At 74.6% G+C, this 14,012-nt stretch carries 15 protein-coding genes; 6 read left to right on the plus strand and 9 right to left on the minus strand.

What is annotated here, in order from left to right; genetic code table 11:
• Positions 1 to 31 precede the first annotated feature (31 nt).
• The gene (locus tag Voc01_RS39800; RefSeq protein WP_203932875.1) at positions 32 to 208 is read left to right on the plus strand and encodes a hypothetical protein; all 177 of its coding nucleotides are present in this window, start codon (positions 32 to 34) and stop codon (positions 206 to 208) included.
• Here the strand turns inward: Voc01_RS39800 and Voc01_RS39805 are convergent.
• The 3 genes from Voc01_RS39805 to Voc01_RS39815 form a co-directional block, all read right to left on the minus strand.
• The gene (locus Voc01_RS39805; protein ID WP_203932876.1) at positions 160 to 861 is read right to left on the minus strand and encodes a hypothetical protein; all 702 of its coding nucleotides are present in this window, start codon (positions 859 to 861) and stop codon (positions 160 to 162) included. The genes Voc01_RS39800 and Voc01_RS39805 overlap by 49 nt on opposite strands.
• A 101-nt stretch (positions 862 to 962) precedes the next feature.
• On the minus strand, positions 963 to 1,154 hold the full coding sequence (locus tag Voc01_RS39810) for a heavy-metal-associated domain-containing protein (protein ID WP_203932877.1): 192 nt from the start codon (positions 1,152 to 1,154) through the stop codon (positions 963 to 965).
• A gap of 47 nt (positions 1,155 to 1,201) precedes the next feature.
• Positions 1,202 to 4,360, minus strand: a complete 3,159-nt coding sequence (locus Voc01_RS39815; RefSeq protein ID WP_203932878.1) for an AfsR/SARP family transcriptional regulator — start codon at positions 4,358 to 4,360, stop codon at positions 1,202 to 1,204.
• Positions 4,361 to 4,385: 25 nt separating this feature from the next.
• Here Voc01_RS39815 and Voc01_RS39820 point away from each other — a divergent pair, with 25 nt between their 5' ends.
• Positions 4,386 to 5,213 (plus strand): aldo/keto reductase, encoded by an 828-nt coding sequence (locus Voc01_RS39820; RefSeq protein WP_203932879.1) that lies wholly within the window; start codon positions 4,386 to 4,388, stop codon positions 5,211 to 5,213.
• Between the two features lie 4 nt (positions 5,214 to 5,217).
• Here the strand turns inward: Voc01_RS39820 and Voc01_RS39825 are convergent, their stop codons facing one another.
• Both Voc01_RS39825 and Voc01_RS39830 read right to left on the minus strand, forming a co-directional pair.
• Positions 5,218 to 5,613, minus strand: a complete 396-nt coding sequence (locus Voc01_RS39825) for a VOC family protein (protein WP_203932880.1) — start codon at positions 5,611 to 5,613, stop codon at positions 5,218 to 5,220.
• Complete coding sequence (locus Voc01_RS39830) at positions 5,610 to 7,091, minus strand: FAD-dependent monooxygenase (protein ID WP_203932881.1); 1,482 nt, start codon at positions 7,089 to 7,091, stop codon at positions 5,610 to 5,612. Before Voc01_RS39830 ends, Voc01_RS39825 begins: the two co-directional genes overlap by 4 nt.
• A gap of 140 nt (positions 7,092 to 7,231) precedes the next feature.
• Between Voc01_RS39830 and Voc01_RS39835 the strand changes: the two genes are divergently transcribed.
• On the plus strand, positions 7,232 to 7,798 hold the full coding sequence (locus Voc01_RS39835; protein ID WP_203932882.1) for a TetR/AcrR family transcriptional regulator: 567 nt from the start codon (positions 7,232 to 7,234) through the stop codon (positions 7,796 to 7,798).
• Here Voc01_RS39835 and Voc01_RS39840 read toward each other — a convergent pair.
• Positions 7,779 to 9,113 carry a metallophosphoesterase gene (locus tag Voc01_RS39840; RefSeq protein WP_203932883.1) on the minus strand — a complete coding sequence of 445 codons (1,335 nt, stop codon included), beginning with the start codon at positions 9,111 to 9,113 and terminating at the stop codon, positions 7,779 to 7,781. The two genes, Voc01_RS39835 and Voc01_RS39840, sit on opposite strands and share 20 nt — an antisense overlap.
• Before the next feature lie 51 nt (positions 9,114 to 9,164).
• On the opposite strand from Voc01_RS39840, the gene Voc01_RS39845 reads away from it, so the two are divergent.
• Complete coding sequence (locus Voc01_RS39845) at positions 9,165 to 10,004, plus strand: DUF2785 domain-containing protein (protein ID WP_203932884.1); 840 nt, start codon at positions 9,165 to 9,167, stop codon at positions 10,002 to 10,004.
• A complete protein-coding gene (locus Voc01_RS39850) occupies positions 10,001 to 11,230 on the plus strand; it encodes a sugar efflux transporter (RefSeq protein ID WP_239160834.1) in 1,230 nt (409 codons plus the stop codon). Before Voc01_RS39845 ends, Voc01_RS39850 begins: the two co-directional genes overlap by 4 nt.
• Here Voc01_RS39850 and Voc01_RS39855 read toward each other — a convergent pair.
• From Voc01_RS39855 to Voc01_RS39865, 3 genes are all read right to left on the minus strand, one after another.
• Positions 11,178 to 11,672 carry a DUF1707 SHOCT-like domain-containing protein gene (locus tag Voc01_RS39855; protein ID WP_203932885.1) on the minus strand — a complete coding sequence of 165 codons (495 nt, stop codon included), beginning with the start codon at positions 11,670 to 11,672 and terminating at the stop codon, positions 11,178 to 11,180. The two genes, Voc01_RS39850 and Voc01_RS39855, sit on opposite strands and share 53 nt — an antisense overlap.
• Positions 11,673 to 11,681: 9 nt before the next feature.
• Positions 11,682 to 11,870 (minus strand): hypothetical protein, encoded by a 189-nt coding sequence (locus Voc01_RS39860; RefSeq protein WP_203932886.1) that lies wholly within the window; start codon positions 11,868 to 11,870, stop codon positions 11,682 to 11,684.
• A gap of 151 nt (positions 11,871 to 12,021) precedes the next feature.
• On the minus strand, positions 12,022 to 12,489 hold the full coding sequence (locus tag Voc01_RS39865; protein WP_203932887.1) for a hypothetical protein: 468 nt from the start codon (positions 12,487 to 12,489) through the stop codon (positions 12,022 to 12,024).
• A gap of 135 nt (positions 12,490 to 12,624) precedes the next feature.
• Here Voc01_RS39865 and Voc01_RS39870 point away from each other — a divergent pair, with 135 nt between their 5' ends.
• Positions 12,625 to 13,932 (plus strand): M20/M25/M40 family metallo-hydrolase, encoded by a 1,308-nt coding sequence (locus Voc01_RS39870; RefSeq protein WP_203932888.1) that lies wholly within the window; start codon positions 12,625 to 12,627, stop codon positions 13,930 to 13,932.
• Positions 13,933 to 14,012 lie beyond the last annotated feature (80 nt).

Consider the following 14,012-nt stretch of genomic DNA (forward strand, 5'->3'; position numbering starts at 1 on the left):
CGGCTGGGACGACCGGCACGGCCTCGAGGTCGTGGTCGCCCGGTGGGACGGTACCGGCCGGGTGCGCGCCGTGGCGGAACGGCTGTCGTTCTGGCCGTTCCGCCATGAGGAGCTGTCGGAGGAGCTTGCGTCGGTCGGGCTCCGGCCGGAGACCACCACCTACGCCGCGGACGTCGACCGGTACCTGGCCACCGCCCGCCGTCCCTGACCGCTACCCGTCCCGGTGGCGGTCGCGGGCAGCCGCACGGCCAGCGCGGCGGTCGCGGCGGCGAGGGCGAAGCCGGTCCACGGCTGGGCCGGCTGAAACGCGAACCCGGTGACCGCGAACAGCGGCACGAGCACCGCGTACGCGGTCCCGTACGGGCGCAGTGCCGGCGACGTGCGCGCCACGGCGACGCCGAGCACGATGGCCGCGGCGGCGAGGAGGGCGGTCGCGCTCAACGCGGTGGCGAAGAACGCCGGACCGTAGGCCGTGTCGCTGTTGATGTCCGCCATCCCGGGGACACCGGCCAGGTGCGCCCGGCCGATGCCCGGCTGCACGAACGATGCGCTGCCGAACGACGCGGCCATGTAGACGTTGCTGACCACGGTCAGCACCAGGCCGACGACCGCCGCACGGCCGGCGCGACCGCGGGCGATGAACACGGTGACCGCGAGGGCGCCCAGGATCGCCAGCGCCGCTCCCCCGATACTGCCGCCGAGGTGGCTGACGAGGAACACGTCGGTGGTGATGTAGCGGGCGTAGGCGTCGAAGTCCGACACCGGTGGCTGGTGGGTCAGGGTGCCCAGGGCCAGCAGCACGGCGTAGGCGGGAAGGAGCCACAGGCCCAGGCGGGCCGCGCGCTCGACATGGTCTGACATGGGACTCTCCGTTCGGTGGTGGGGTGATGGCCTCACCGTGCCGCGGCGACCTGTCGGAGCGCTGTTCGGCCGCTGACCGCCCTGATCAGGGCTCGACAGCGTCAGGGTTCGACAGCGATGCCCAGCGCGGTGACCGCCGCGCGCACCGCGGCCGGGTCGGCGTCGCCGCTCACGCGGACGGTGCCGGAGGAGAGGTCCACCTCGACGGTCCGCACGCCGGCGACGTCGCTGATGCCCGCGCTGAGCGCGCGCACGCAGCGGCGCGACCGCAGGCCGGACACCCGGAACTCCATCCCGCCAGGGTCGGCGGTGGCGCTGTCGGTGCGCTGTCCGGCCGCTGTCAGCCCATCAGGTCGGGGAGCTCGATGGCGTCGGCTTCGCCGGCGTCCGGTCCGAGCCGGGCCGCCGCCCGGTCGGCGTCGGCCCGTTCGACCGCCGACGCCGGGCGTCCGTGCGTCGCCCGCCAGCGCTCGGCGGCCGCGAGCAGTGCGGCGGCCCGCGACCGGTCGCCCCGCGCGGCCGCGACCCCCGCCAGCCCCTCCGCCGCGGCGGCGGCCGCTCCGGTACCGACCCGGCCGGCGTCCTGGGCGAGCCTCCACGCCCGGCGGTGCAGGCGCTCGGCCCCGTCGGGGTCGCCGGACAGCTCGGCGACGAAGCCCAGGCCCGAGGTGGCGGTCGCGGCCCAGTCGTGGGTCTCCAGCGCGGTGACCCGGTCGAGCGCGTCGCGGTACCCCCGCTCCGCCGCGTCGAGGTCGCCGGCGCCGCGGGCCAGGGTCGCGGCGCACAGCCGGGCGAGCGGGCTCTCGGTCGTGCCGAGCCGGTGGACGATCGCCAGCGACGCGTCGAGGCGCCGGCGCGCGGCGTCGGTGTCGCCCAGCAGCGCGTGCACGTAGCCGAGGTTGGCCAGCACGTACTGGACGGTGTTCGGCTGGTCGATCCGGGCCGCCTCGACGAGCGCCTCCTCGTACACCGGCACCGACTCCGTGTGCCGGCCGGCGCGGTGCAGCGCGAGCCCGTGGTGGTACAGCACCGCCGACACGCCCCAGTGGTCGTCGAGGCGGCGGAACAGCGCCAGCGCCCGCCCGGCGTGGACGGTCGCCTCGTCGAGCTCGCCGAGGGCCGAGTGCAGCTCCAGCCGGACGAACCGCACCAGCGCCCGTCCCCAGTCGTCGCCGTGCCGGGCGAACTCGGCGTCGGTACCGTCCAGAGTGGACAGTGCGTCGGCCACGTCGGCGTCGCCGACCGCCTGCACCGCCACCATCGTGCGCGACATGGCCGCCCGGTGGGTGTCGCCGAGGCGCTCGAACAGCTCCAGGCTCTGCCGCGCCGCCCGGTCGGACGCCTCGCTCGGATGCACCAGGCACGAGCGCGGCCGGGACACCACCGACAACGCCAGCAGCGCCACCGCCCGCGCCGGCGGCGACGCGTGCGGCGCGGCGTCGAGCATCGCGGCGACCGCGTCGGGACCGTCCACATCGGACACCTCGCCGGACCCCGCGGCTGACTCCGTGCCGGTGACCCGCCGCTCGGCGGCGGCGAAGTACCAGAACCAGCCCAGCGACCCGACCAGCCGCAGCCCGAGGTCGCCGTGTCCGGCGGCGTTGCGGTGGCACCACGTCACGGCCGCGCGCAGGTTGCCGGCCTCGGTGGCCAGCCAGTTCAGCCAGCGTGCCTGGTCCGGTCCGCGCAGCCCCGCCTCGCCGCGCACGGCCACGTCGGTGAAGTGCTCCGCGTGCCGCCGCCCGGTCGCGGCGGCCTCGCCGGCCTCGTGCAGGCGCTCGGAGGCGTACTGCCGCAACGTCTCCAGCATCCGGAACCGCGTGCCCGCGGTGTGGTCGGTGACGACCAGCGACCGGTCGACGAGCCGGGTGAGACCGTCCATGACGGGCCGGTCGCAGACCCGTTCCGCCGCGTCGAGCGTGAAGCCGCCGCGGAACACCGACAGCCGGCGGAACAGCACCCGGTCGGGTTCCGCCAGGAGCCGGTGGCTCCAGTCCACCGTCGCCCGCAGCGTCCGCTGCCTCGCCTCCGCGGTGCGCGGCCCGCCGGTCAGCAGCCGGAACCGGTCGTCGAGCCGGGCGGCGATCTCGTCCACCGGCAGGGTGCGCACCCGCGCGGCGGCGAGCTCGATCGCGAGCGGGATGCCGTCGAGCTGCCGGCAGACGCGGGCCACCACGTCCGCCGTGGCCGGGGTGAGGGCGAACGCCGGCAGGGCCGCGGTCGCCCGGTCCACGAACAGCCGGACCGCGTCGTAGCGCGCCACGTCGGCGGCGTCCTCCGGCGGTGTCTCCAGGGGACGGACGGCGAGCTGCACCTCACCCGGCACCGCGAGCGCCTCCCGGCTCGTGGCCAGCAGCCGCAGCCGCGGGCAGGCGAGCAGCAGCCGCTCCGCGAGCGTCGCCGCCGCGTCGACGACGTGCTCGCAGTTGTCCAGCAGTACCAGCGCGGCGCGTCCCCGCAGGTGGGCGGCGATCCGGTCGGTGACGGGCGCGTCGGAGTCGGGCACGCCGAGCGCGTCGGCGACCGCCCCCGCCACCTGCCCGCCGTCGGGAAGGCCGGCCAGCCCGACGAACCAGGTGCCGTCGGTGAACCGGTCGGCCAGCGCACCCGCCGCCTCGACGGCGAGGCTGGTCTTCCCGGAGCCGCCCGGGCCGGTGAGCGTGAGCAGCCGGTGCCGGTCCAGCAGGTCGCGGACCTCGCGGACCTCGGCGGCGCGCCCGACGAACGAGGTGAGCCGGCCGGGGATCGACCGTGTCGGCGGCGGCGCGGTCGTCGCGATCGTCTGCTGGATGATCGACCGCTCCAGGTCACGCAGCTCCAACGACGGGTCCAGGCCCAGCTCGTCGGCGAGCGTGCGCCGCAGCCGCCGGTACACCTCGAGCGCGTCGGCCTGCCGGCCCGCCCCGTACAGGGCCCGCATCAGCTGCCCGTGCACCCGCTCCCGCAGTGGATGGGCGGCGGCCAGCTCCTCCAGCGCCGGAACGGCACCGGTGTACCGGCCGGCGGCCAGGTCCAGCTCGATGCGCTCCTCCCGGGCGCCGAGCCACACCTCGGTCAGGCGGGTCGTCTCGGCGCGGGCCCACTCCCGGTCGGCGAACCCGGCCACCGGGGCGCCGCGCCACAGCGCCAACGCCTCGTCGTAGCTATGGGCGTCCGCGGTGCGCCGGGCCCGCGAGACCAGGGTGACGAAGCGGTGCGCGTCGACCCGGTCGGGGTCGACGTCGACGACGTAGCCGGGGCGGCGGGTGGCGACGAGGTCGTCGGGCAGGCCGGTCCGGGCCAGCGCCCGCCGCAACCGGGAGACCCGTCCCTGCAACGCGTTCGCCGCGTGTGCCGGCGGGTCGTCGCCCCACAGCGCGTCGACGAGCGTGCCGGCCGGCACGACGCGTCCCGCGCTCAGGAGCAGCAGCGCGAACAGCTCGCCCTCGGCGCCCGCCGGAAACGTGTGGACGGCACCGTCGACCACCAGCTCCAGCGGCCCCAGTAACCGGAACTCCACCCCCGTAACGTATAGGTTCTCTCCGGTGACCACATTCAGGATCGGTGGGGAGCTGGAGGTGCGGCGGCTCGGGTTCGGCGCCATGCACCTGTCGACGGACGCGGAGCGGCGCGCGGCGTCGGTGGCGGTGGTGCGGCGGGCGGTCGAGCTCGGCGTCACGCTGGTCGACACGGCGTACCTGTACGGCGGCGGCGCGAACGAGGAGCTGCTGGTCGAGGCGCTGTACCCGTATCCGGAGGGCCTGCTGGTCGCCACGAAGGTCGGTGTCGCGCAGACCGGTCCGGGCGGCACCTGGAAGCTCGACGGGCGGCCCGAGGTGCTCCGCGAGCAGGTCGAGCGCGCCCTGCGCCGGCTGCGCGTGGAGCGCCTGGACCTGCTGCAGCTGCACCGCGTCGACCCGGAGGTGCCGCTCGCCGACCAGGTCGGCACGCTCCGCGACCTCCAGGAAGAGGGCAGGATCCGGCACCTCGGGCTCTCCGAGGTCACCGTGGAGCAGCTCGACGAGGCGCGAACACTGGTGGACGTCGCGAGCGTGCAGAACCGGTACAACCTGCTCGACCGCGAGCACGAACCGGTGCTCGACGCCTGCGCCGCGGCCGGCATCGCGTTCCTCCCGTGGCGCCCCGTCGCGGCCGGCGCCTTCGGCTCGCACGCGGCGATCGCCGGGGTGGCCGCCGAACTGGACGCCACGCCGACCCAGGTGGCGATCGCCTGGCTGCTGGCCCGGGCGCCGGTCGTGCTCCCGATACCCGGCACTGGGAACGTGCGTCATCTCGAAGAGAACCTCGCCGCCGACGGCCTGGACCTGTCCGACGCACAGCGCGCCACCCTCGACGCCGCGCGACCGGCATGACGTCTCAGCCGGTGGTGGCCGCGACCTCGGCCCCGCTGCGGAGGATGCAGAACTCGTTGCCCTCGGGGTCGGCCAGCACGACCCAGCCGGTGCCGTCGGGTCGGCGCAGGTCCTCGACCTCGACGGCGCCGTGCGCGAGGAGCCGGGCGAGCTCCTCGTCGCGCGAGCCCTCCACCGGACGCAGGTCGAAGTGGATCCGGTTGCGCACCCGCTTCGCGTCGGGGACCTCGATGAACAGGATCTCGTGGCGGCCGTCGCGGGACCTGATCGGGCACTCCTCGTGGCCGGGCAGGTTCGGGTCCTCCGGATCCTCGACGTAGTCGAGAACGCCCTGCCACCAGCGCGACAGCGTGTACGGGTCGAGGGAGTTCACGGTCGTGTGGGACACGTAGGAGGTCATCCCGGCATCCTGGCAAACGGGTCGGGCCCGTTCGACCGGTTTCCGGTCGTCTGTGACCCGGGGCGGCGCTCGCGGGTCGGCGGGCCGGCCAGCGCGGCGAGGGTCGGGCGCAGGTCGTCGCCCGGCGCGACCACGGCGGCGACGTAGCCGTCGGGGCGCACCAGCACGGTGCGGCCGGTCGGCCCGGCAGGTGCCACCACCCGCACGCGGTCGGCCCAGCCGTCGACAGCGGCGTCACCGACCAGCGCGAACCGGCCACCGCGCAGGTGTTCGTACAGGCGGGAGCCGTCGGCCAGGTCGAGGTCGGGCATCCGGGTGCCGACGAGCGGGTCGGCGCCGTCGGGAGCGGCGTAGCGGAACCCGACCGCCGTGATGCGGCCGGTGACGCGGCGCCGCACCGCCGGAACCCGGAGCGCCGCGCCACCGACGAGCCCGCGGAGCGTGCGGCCGACACGCGAGCGCAGCATCGCCATCCGGATCATCGTGCCGCTGATCCGCAGCACCTCGGCGCCGACGGGGTGCCGCTCGGCGTGGTAGGTGTCGAGCAGGTCCGCGGGCGCGCCGCGCAGCACGGCGACGAGCTTCCAGCTCAGGTTCGCGGCGTCCTGCAGGCCGGTGTTCATGCCCATGCCGCCGGCCGGCGAGTGGACGTGCGCGGCGTCGCCGGCCAGGAACACCCGCCCGACGCGGTAGCGGTCGACCTGGCGCTCGTCGCTGTGGAAGCGCGACAGCCAGCGGGGGTCGTGCATGCCGTAGTCGGTGCCGAGGGCGGCCTTCGTCACGGTGCGGACCTCGTCGAGGTCGAGCGGGGTGTCGTCGGTGACGTCGCCGCGGCGGTCCCACGCGAAGATCCGGTACCAGCCGTCGCCGAACGGCGCGAGGAACGCGAACTGGGAGCCGTTGCCGTTCACGGTCAGCGTGTCGGGCGGGGCCTGCGCGAGCCGCACGTCGGCCAGCATGATCGACCGGATCACCGCCCGGCCGGGGAACGCCAGGCCGAGCGCCCGCCGCACCGCGCTGTGGTAACCGTCGGCGCCGACCACGTAGTCGGCGCGGTGGGTGCGGCCGTCGGCGGTGTCGACCTCGGCGCCGTCGGCGTCCTGCCGCACGCCGGTCACCTCCGCGCCGTACCCGAGGGTGACCCCGTGCGCACGCGCCCGGTCGAGCAGCACCCGCTCGACGTTGTACTGCGCGGTGACCAGCATGTACGGGAACCGGCTCGGCAGGCGGGAGAGGTCGACGTGCACCCGCTGGAACAGCCGGAGGTCGCTGACGCGTCCGGCGCTGTCGAGCCGGTCGAGCAGGTCGCGGGCGTCGAGCAGTTCGAGGGTCCGCGCGTGCACCGAGAACGCGCGGGACAGGTTGGAGATCCGGCCGTCGCGCCGCTCCAGCAGCGTGACGGTGACGCCGGCCTCGGCGAGGTCGCCGGCGAGCAGCAGTCCGGTGGGGCCGGCTCCGACCACGATCACGTGTGACATCTCTGGGACCTTCCTTCGTCGCCCCACTCGGCGACAGATAGACAATTTTCGGTCAACAACTGTTTGCCAACATCTGTTGGCATAGACGGTACGGCGCGCCCCGTCGACGTGTCAACACTCGTTGGCCTACAGTCGTTGGCATGACAGCACCGCGCCGGTCCGACGCCACCCGCGCCGCGATCCTCACCGCCGCCCGCGAGCGCTTCGCCGCCGACGGCTACGAGCGCGCGACGATCCGCGCGATCGCCGCCGACGCCCACATCGACCCGTCGATGGTCATGCGCTACTACGGCACCAAGGAGAAGCTGTTCGCCGCCGCCGCGGAGTTCGACCTGCGCCTACCGGACCTCACCGCCGTGCCCCGCGACACCGTCGGCGCCCGCCTGGCCGGCCACCTCGTCGACCGCTGGGAGCACGACGAGACGCTGATGGCTCTGCTGCGGGCCGGCGTCACGAACCCGGCCGCCGCCGAGCGCATGCGGGACCTGTTCGCCGCCCAGCTCGGCCCCGCAGTCGCCGCCCTGGCCCCCGACCCGGCCGAGGTGCCGCTCCGGGCCGGCCTGCTGGCGACGCAGGCCCTGGGCTTCGCGCTGACCCGCTACATCCTGCGCCTGCCACCGGTGGTGGCGATGGACCGCGCGACGGTGGTCGCCTGGATCGGGCCCACGTTCCAGCGCTACCTGACCGCTACGCGTCCCGGCGGATGACGATCGGTTCGTCGGTCACGGTGCCGTCGGGCCGCAGCCGCGCGATCGGCGCCGGCTCGGCGCCCGCCGGGGTCGGACCGTAGGGGACCACGACCAGCCGGTCGGGCCACACCTGCACGAGCAGGCAGTGCGGCTCGGCCGCCCACGTCTGCGTGCCGGCCTCGGCGAAGCGGGTCGGCGTGCGCCGCTCCAGCTTGCCGCCGGCGCCGGACACCACGTAGTGCAGATCGTCGACGACGCCGTGCTGGAAGTTGTGCTCGTGCCCGTGCAGCAGCAGCCGCACGCCGGCCTGCCGGTAGAGCGGCACGAGCCGGCCGAGCTGCTCGGCCATCGGCTCGTGGTGCGGGCCGGCGCCCCAGGCGGGGTGGTGCGAGAACGGCACCTGCCACACCGCGTCGCTGCCGGCGAGGGTCCGCTCGAGCCACGCGCGCTGGCCGGGCTCGTCGAACCAGTGCATGCCGCGCTCGACGCCCCAGGTGGTGTCGACGCAGATCAGCTCCAGCAGGGCGCTGACCCGCAGCCGGTAGAACAGGCCGGGGTCGATGGTGGCCCGGCCGTCCTCCTCGCGGGGCTCGAACCGGATGCGCAGGTAGAGGTTGTCCTCCAGCTGCCGGCGGTCGTCGCTGGCCTCGGTGTCGGAGCTGTCGTGGTTGCCGGTCGTCGGGTAGAACGCGAGGTGGTCGAGCAGGTACCGGTACGGCTGGAAGAACGTGAGCCACCAGTCCTCGTCGTGGGCGCCGGTGGCCTCCATGCGGCCCTCGGGTCCGTGGTAGATCGAGTCGCCGAGACCGACGACGAACCGCACGTCGACGGCGTCGGCCAGGCGTTGCATCGTGCGGGCGACGGCGAGCTGCCGTTCGCCGTCGGCGCCGGATCCGATGCCGACGCCGAAGTCGCCGATCGCGAGGAACGTGACGGGATCGGGCATATCGCCGCCGGCGTGGGTCCGCAGCCGCTGGTCGAGCGGCCGCCAGGCCTCGCCGAGGGTGCCGGGGGCCCAGTCGTAGCGGCGGCCGGCGGCCCACGGCTCACCGTCGACGGTCACCCGGTAGCGGTAGGTGGTCCCGGGCCGCAGACCCTCCACCCACGCGTGGTTGGCCTCGTCGGTGACGGTCCGGCCGACGACGGTCCCGTCGCCGTCGAGCACCTCGACGGCCGCCCGCCCGTACGGCTCGGACCGGACCCCGAACGTCTCCCCCGCCCGCTCGGCCCGCCAGCCGCCGCCGTGCTCACCGAGCCGGAACCCGCCCCACGCGACCAGCGCCGACCGGTCGGTGACGTCGACCAGCTGCACGTACGGCTCGAAGTGACCCACCGCCGTGCAATACCCGTTGCCTCCGCCGGAGGAAACGCGAAGATGGGACCGGTGACCGACTGGACGAGCGTGATCAGCACCGACTTCGCCGTGCCCGACGACCGGCCCCTGCCCGACCTGGTCGACGACCTGTGCGCCATGCTCGCCGCCGGGGACCCCGGGGTCCGCGACGACACCGCCTACCCCGTCCTCGCGATGTGGACCGGCCGCGGCGTGCTCGACGGGCACCTCGAACAGCTCGGCGACCGCATGGCCGACCGGCTGCGCCACGACGAGATCCAGGCCCGCACGTTCGCCACGATGATCCTGGGCTGGGTGGTGCTCCGCGACGCCCGCACCGGTGGCCTGCCCGCGGCGTGCGTCCCCCGCTGGCGCGACGCGTTCGCCACCTGGTGGGCGGGCGAGAAGGACCTGCGCGGCTACGACGACCGCCTGGGCTGGCTGCACGCCGCCGCCCACGGCGCCGACACGGTGCGGGCGTTCGCGCGCTCCCCGCGTCTCGGAGCCGTCGAGCTGACAGGCCTGCTGGACCTGACCGTCGACCGGCTGTGCGCCGCCGCCGGATACCTGTACGCCCACGGCGAGGACGACCGGATCGCCTACGCGCTGGCCAGCGTCCTCACCCGCGCCGAACTGACCGCCGACGACGCGACCGCGTGGCTCGGCCGCGTCGGCGCCGCGATCGAGGTCGGTGAGCCGGGACCGGTGCCCGCGTGGGCGTCGAACACGCTGCGTACCCTCGGCGCCCTGTACGTGTTCGCCGACCGGGGCGTGTGCTGGTTCGAGCCGGAGACGGGCTCGCTCGGACCCCCGGTGCGGCTGCCGCACGCCATGCCGGTGAAGGAGCGCCTCGCCGAGGTGCTGCGGCTGGCCTGGCGCGGGCTCGGGTGAGCCCGACCACCACCGCGCCCGCGCGGACCGGGCGGCAGATCATGCTGCCGCTGGGCCTGGTGTTCCTCACCTCCGGCCTGTCGGTCGCCCTGGTGGTGCCGTTCATGACGCTGTTCCTCGACACCGAGGTCGACGCCGGGCCGGTGCGCACCACGGTGTTCCTGGTCGCCTCGCCGGTGGCCGGGGTGGCGGTGGCCTGGGCGATCGGGCGGGTGTCGGACCGGTGGCCGGTCCGGCGTCAGCTGCTCATCGTCGCGTCGGTGGCCGGGGTCGTCAGCACCGCGTCGACCGCCGTCGTGCGCGACTACTGGGTGCTGCTCACGGTGGCGGTCACCGCCTGGGCGGTCGCGGGGTCGCTGTTCCCGCAGACGTTCGCGTTCGCCCGGCAGGTGCTCGACCGGGGTGACCCGAAGCGGGCCGCCCTCGGGATCAGCGCGCTGCGCACGGTGTTCTCGGTCGCGTTCGTGGCCGGTCCGCCACTGGCCGCGGTGCTGCTGGCGGCCGGCGGTTTCCACCTCGTCTTCGGCGCCGCCGCCGTGATGTACGCGGTGGCCGCCGTCGTCGCGCTGTTCCTGCTGCCCGATGTCGGCGCTCCGCCTGCGCCGCCGCCCGCGGACCGGCCGGGCGGCGCGACGGCCGCGCGGCTCGTCATCGTCCTGACGATCGCCGGGTTCGTGCTGCTGCAGACGCCGCTGGTCCTGGGCGGGCAGACCCTGTCGCTGTTCGTCGCCACCGACCTCGGCGGCACCGTCACCGACGCCGGTCTGCTCTTCGGTCTGTGCGCGGCGCTGGAGATCCCGCTGATGCTGGGCCTCGGCGTGCTGTCGACGCGGATGCCGGTGCGGACGCTGATCCTGGTGGGCGCCGTCGCCGGGATCGCCTACCACGCGCTGGCCGCGTCGGCGCACGCCGTGTGGGTGCTGGTCGCGGGCCAGGTCCTCAACGCCCTGTACATCTCCGCGATCTCCGCCCTGGGCATCCCGTACGTCCAGGACCTGATGCCCGGACGCCCCGGCCACGCGACGACGATGATCGCCAACACGTTCCCCATGGGCCAGATCCTGGCGGGGCCGCTGTTCGGGCTGGCCCAGAGCACCGGGTACCGGCTGGCGTACGTGCTGAGCTTCGCGCTGTCGGTCGGCGGGCTGTTGTTCCTGCTGGTCGCGCGGCCGCCTAGCTCACGACGGTCAGGAACACCACACCCAGGGACATCGCGAAGCCGATGATGCCCAGCACCATGCCGATGACGGCCTTCTGCCGGCTCTCGTCGTCGAGCATCCCCTTGCGGGCGAGCGCCACGGCCAGCAGACCGAGGAGGCCGCCGGTGCCGATGCACAGCGAGGTCGGGATCGACACCGCGCCGAGGATCACGCTCATCAGCGCCATCGAGCCGGCGGACTCCCGCTCGCGCTCCTGACGGCTCTTCGGCATCGCCTGGGCGGGGTCCCAGCGGAACTGCGGCGGCAGGTCGCCGACCACCGCGTAGAGGTCGGAGACCGTCCGGCTGACCGTGACCGCGGCGACCCGGCCCTCGTACTCGTCGAGGTCGAGGTACCCCTCCGCGGCCGCCCGGCCGAGCAGGTCGAGCACGGTGGTGCGCTGCGCATGCCCGACGCGCTCCTGGCCGGGCACCGCCGGGTGACGGGGGAAGGCGCCGTACGGGTCCATCCTTCGAGACTAGGCGCGCCGCGCCACTGTGCACACCTCAGCAGGCCTGACCCGGGGGCACTCGACCTCGGTGCCGTGGGGCGCGCGGGCGGCGAGCGGCAGCGCGGTGAGCTGCCGGCCGGTGAGCAGGTCCTGCCGGTGGCTGGCGGGTGCGGCTGCAGAGCGCGCCCCCGCCGACCCCTCTGCACGCCTCCTCATTGATCCACAATAACCCACACTACCCCACACGTAGCGTCGCAGCGGCGGACCACGCCACGAGGTAGACGCACCTCCGCGTGCCGGAGGCCGCCGTCCACGGGCGCCCGGTGCGACATGATCGTGTTGTGAGGAAGAAAAGTGCAGTCTGACTTCACGTTCGTTCCTCAAATGACGATCTTGCGGGATCCGTCAGCCGCAGGCGGCGAGCGGAGGTCGGACCCTCGAACGACGACACCTCGTCGGGCGTGGCGGCGAACGTGTCGCCCAGCAGGCGCACCGGGCGGTCGGCGATCCGGCGGGCGACCCGGTCGCCGGCCTCGGCGGCCGCCGGCACCAGGCCGGCGAAGTGGCGCAGCGCGATCGGCGGCCGGGGGTCGAGCGCCTCCCGGAGCGAGGAAAGCTGGTCCGACGGGGACGGCGGGACACGGTCGCCGCGGCCGTCGAGCGCGCCGGAGACCGCGGTCGCCAGGCGGTCGGCGATCAGGTCCATCGGGTAGGCGGACGGGTTGGCACCGGCCGCCCGGCCGGTACCCAGGATCCGGCCGTCGGGCGACGCTGGCAGGGCGGATACGGTGCTGGCCTCCGCCGCGATCCCCAACACCAGAGAGGTCGGTGCCATCGCATCCCCGTCATGATCGAGCGATGTCCATCAGACAACCACCTGACCGGGCCGGAGGCCAGATGCGTCCTCAATTCCACATGACTGCACATGGAGTATTGACCGATTATCCCGTGATCTGCCACCGTGGCGGTCATGGCTGACCCGGGCGCGGGGTCCGGCGTCGTCCGCTACACGTCCGACCTGATCCGACTCGACACGACCAACCGCGGAGGCGGCGCCGGCCACGAGCGCCCGGCCGCCGAGTATGTCGCGGCGCGTCTGTCGGCGGCCGGCATCGAGCCGCTCCTTCTCGAAAAGGCCCCGGGACGCACGAACGTGGTCGCCCGCGTGCCCGGCACCGAGCCGCACCGGGGCGCGCTGCTGGTGCACGCGCACCTGGACGTGGTCCCCGCCGACCCGGCGCGGTGGCAGCGGCCGCCGTTCTCCGGCGACGTCCACGACGGGATGGTCTGGGGACGCGGCGCGATCGACATGAAGGGCACCGTCGCGATGATCCTCGCGGCCGTCACGCGGCTGTCGACGCGGCCGCGACGCGACCTCGTGCTCGCGTTCACCGCCGACGAGGAGGACACCGCCGAGTACGGCGCCGGCTGGCTGGTGAAGGAGCACCCGCACCTGTTCGACGGTTGCACCGAGGCGATCGGCGAGTCGGGCGGCTACACGGTGCACGCCGCGCCCGGCGTCAGGGTATACCCGATCGGCGCCGGCGAGCGCGGCTCCGCGTGGATGCGGCTCACCGCGCTGGGACGCGCCGGGCACGGTTCGCGGGTGAACCCCGACAACGCGGTCACGAAGATCGCCGCGGCGGTCACCCGGATCGGCGCCCACCGCTGGCCGGTGCGGCTCACGCCCGTCGTGCGCGCGGCGATCGAGGGACTCGCCCACGCGCTCGGCAGGAGCGTGGGGGACCTCGACGATCCGTCCACCATGGACGGTCTGGCCGACCTGCTGGGCGCGGCCGCGCCGCTGGTGATGCACACGGTGCGCAACAGCGCCAACCCCACGGGGCTGCAGGCCGGCGGCAAGGTGAACGTGGTGCCGGGCGAGGCGACGGCGCTCGTCGACGGGCGGGTGCTGCCCGGAACGCTCGCCGAGTTCGAGCGGACCATCGACGAACTGGTCGGCGACGACGTCTCGTGGGAGTACACCCACAACGAGGTCCCGTTGGCGGCGCCGATCGACTCGCCGACGTTCGCCGCGATGAAGGCGGCCCTGCAGGACGCCGACCCGGGCGCGCACGTGGTGCCGTACTGCATGGCCGGCGGCACCGACGCCAAACAGTTCTCCCGGCTGGGTATCGTCGGCTACGGCTTCGCGCCGCTGCGGCTGCCGCCCGGGTTCGAGTACCACGCCATGTACCACGGGGTGGACGAACGCGTTCCGGTCGACGGGCTGGAGTTCGGCACCCGGGTGCTCGACCGGTTCCTGTCCACCTGCTGATAGTGCGCTCGACGCTCGGCGCGGAGTCGACCCGCCGCTGCGCCCGGCCGGCGTTCGCGGCCGCGCTGCCGAGCGTCCTC

Origin of the sequence: Virgisporangium ochraceum, from assembly GCF_016863655.1 — a bacterium.
GTDB lineage: Bacteria > Actinomycetota > Actinomycetes > Mycobacteriales > Micromonosporaceae > Virgisporangium > Virgisporangium ochraceum.

Excerpts from the sequence above, each read along its gene's own strand:
- Voc01_RS39805 (WP_203932876.1), bottom strand. The coding sequence starts at position 861 with ATGTCAGACCATGTCGAGCGCGCGGCCCGCCTGGGCCTGTGGCTCCTT.
- Voc01_RS39865 (WP_203932887.1), bottom strand. The coding sequence starts at position 12,489 with ATGGCACCGACCTCTCTGGTGTTGGGGATCGCGGCGGAGGCCAGCACC.
- Voc01_RS39870 (WP_203932888.1), top strand. The coding sequence starts at position 12,625 with ATGGCTGACCCGGGCGCGGGGTCCGGCGTCGTCCGCTACACGTCCGAC.
- Voc01_RS39830 (WP_203932881.1), bottom strand. The coding sequence starts at position 7,091 with ATGTCACACGTGATCGTGGTCGGAGCCGGCCCCACCGGACTGCTGCTC.
- Voc01_RS39860 (WP_203932886.1), bottom strand. The coding sequence starts at position 11,870 with ATGAGGAGGCGTGCAGAGGGGTCGGCGGGGGCGCGCTCTGCAGCCGCA.
- Voc01_RS39835 (WP_203932882.1), top strand. The coding sequence starts at position 7,232 with ATGACAGCACCGCGCCGGTCCGACGCCACCCGCGCCGCGATCCTCACC.
- Voc01_RS39825 (WP_203932880.1), bottom strand. The coding sequence starts at position 5,613 with ATGACCTCCTACGTGTCCCACACGACCGTGAACTCCCTCGACCCGTAC.
- Voc01_RS39855 (WP_203932885.1), bottom strand. The coding sequence starts at position 11,672 with ATGGACCCGTACGGCGCCTTCCCCCGTCACCCGGCGGTGCCCGGCCAG.
- Voc01_RS39810 (WP_203932877.1), bottom strand. The coding sequence starts at position 1,154 with ATGGAGTTCCGGGTGTCCGGCCTGCGGTCGCGCCGCTGCGTGCGCGCG.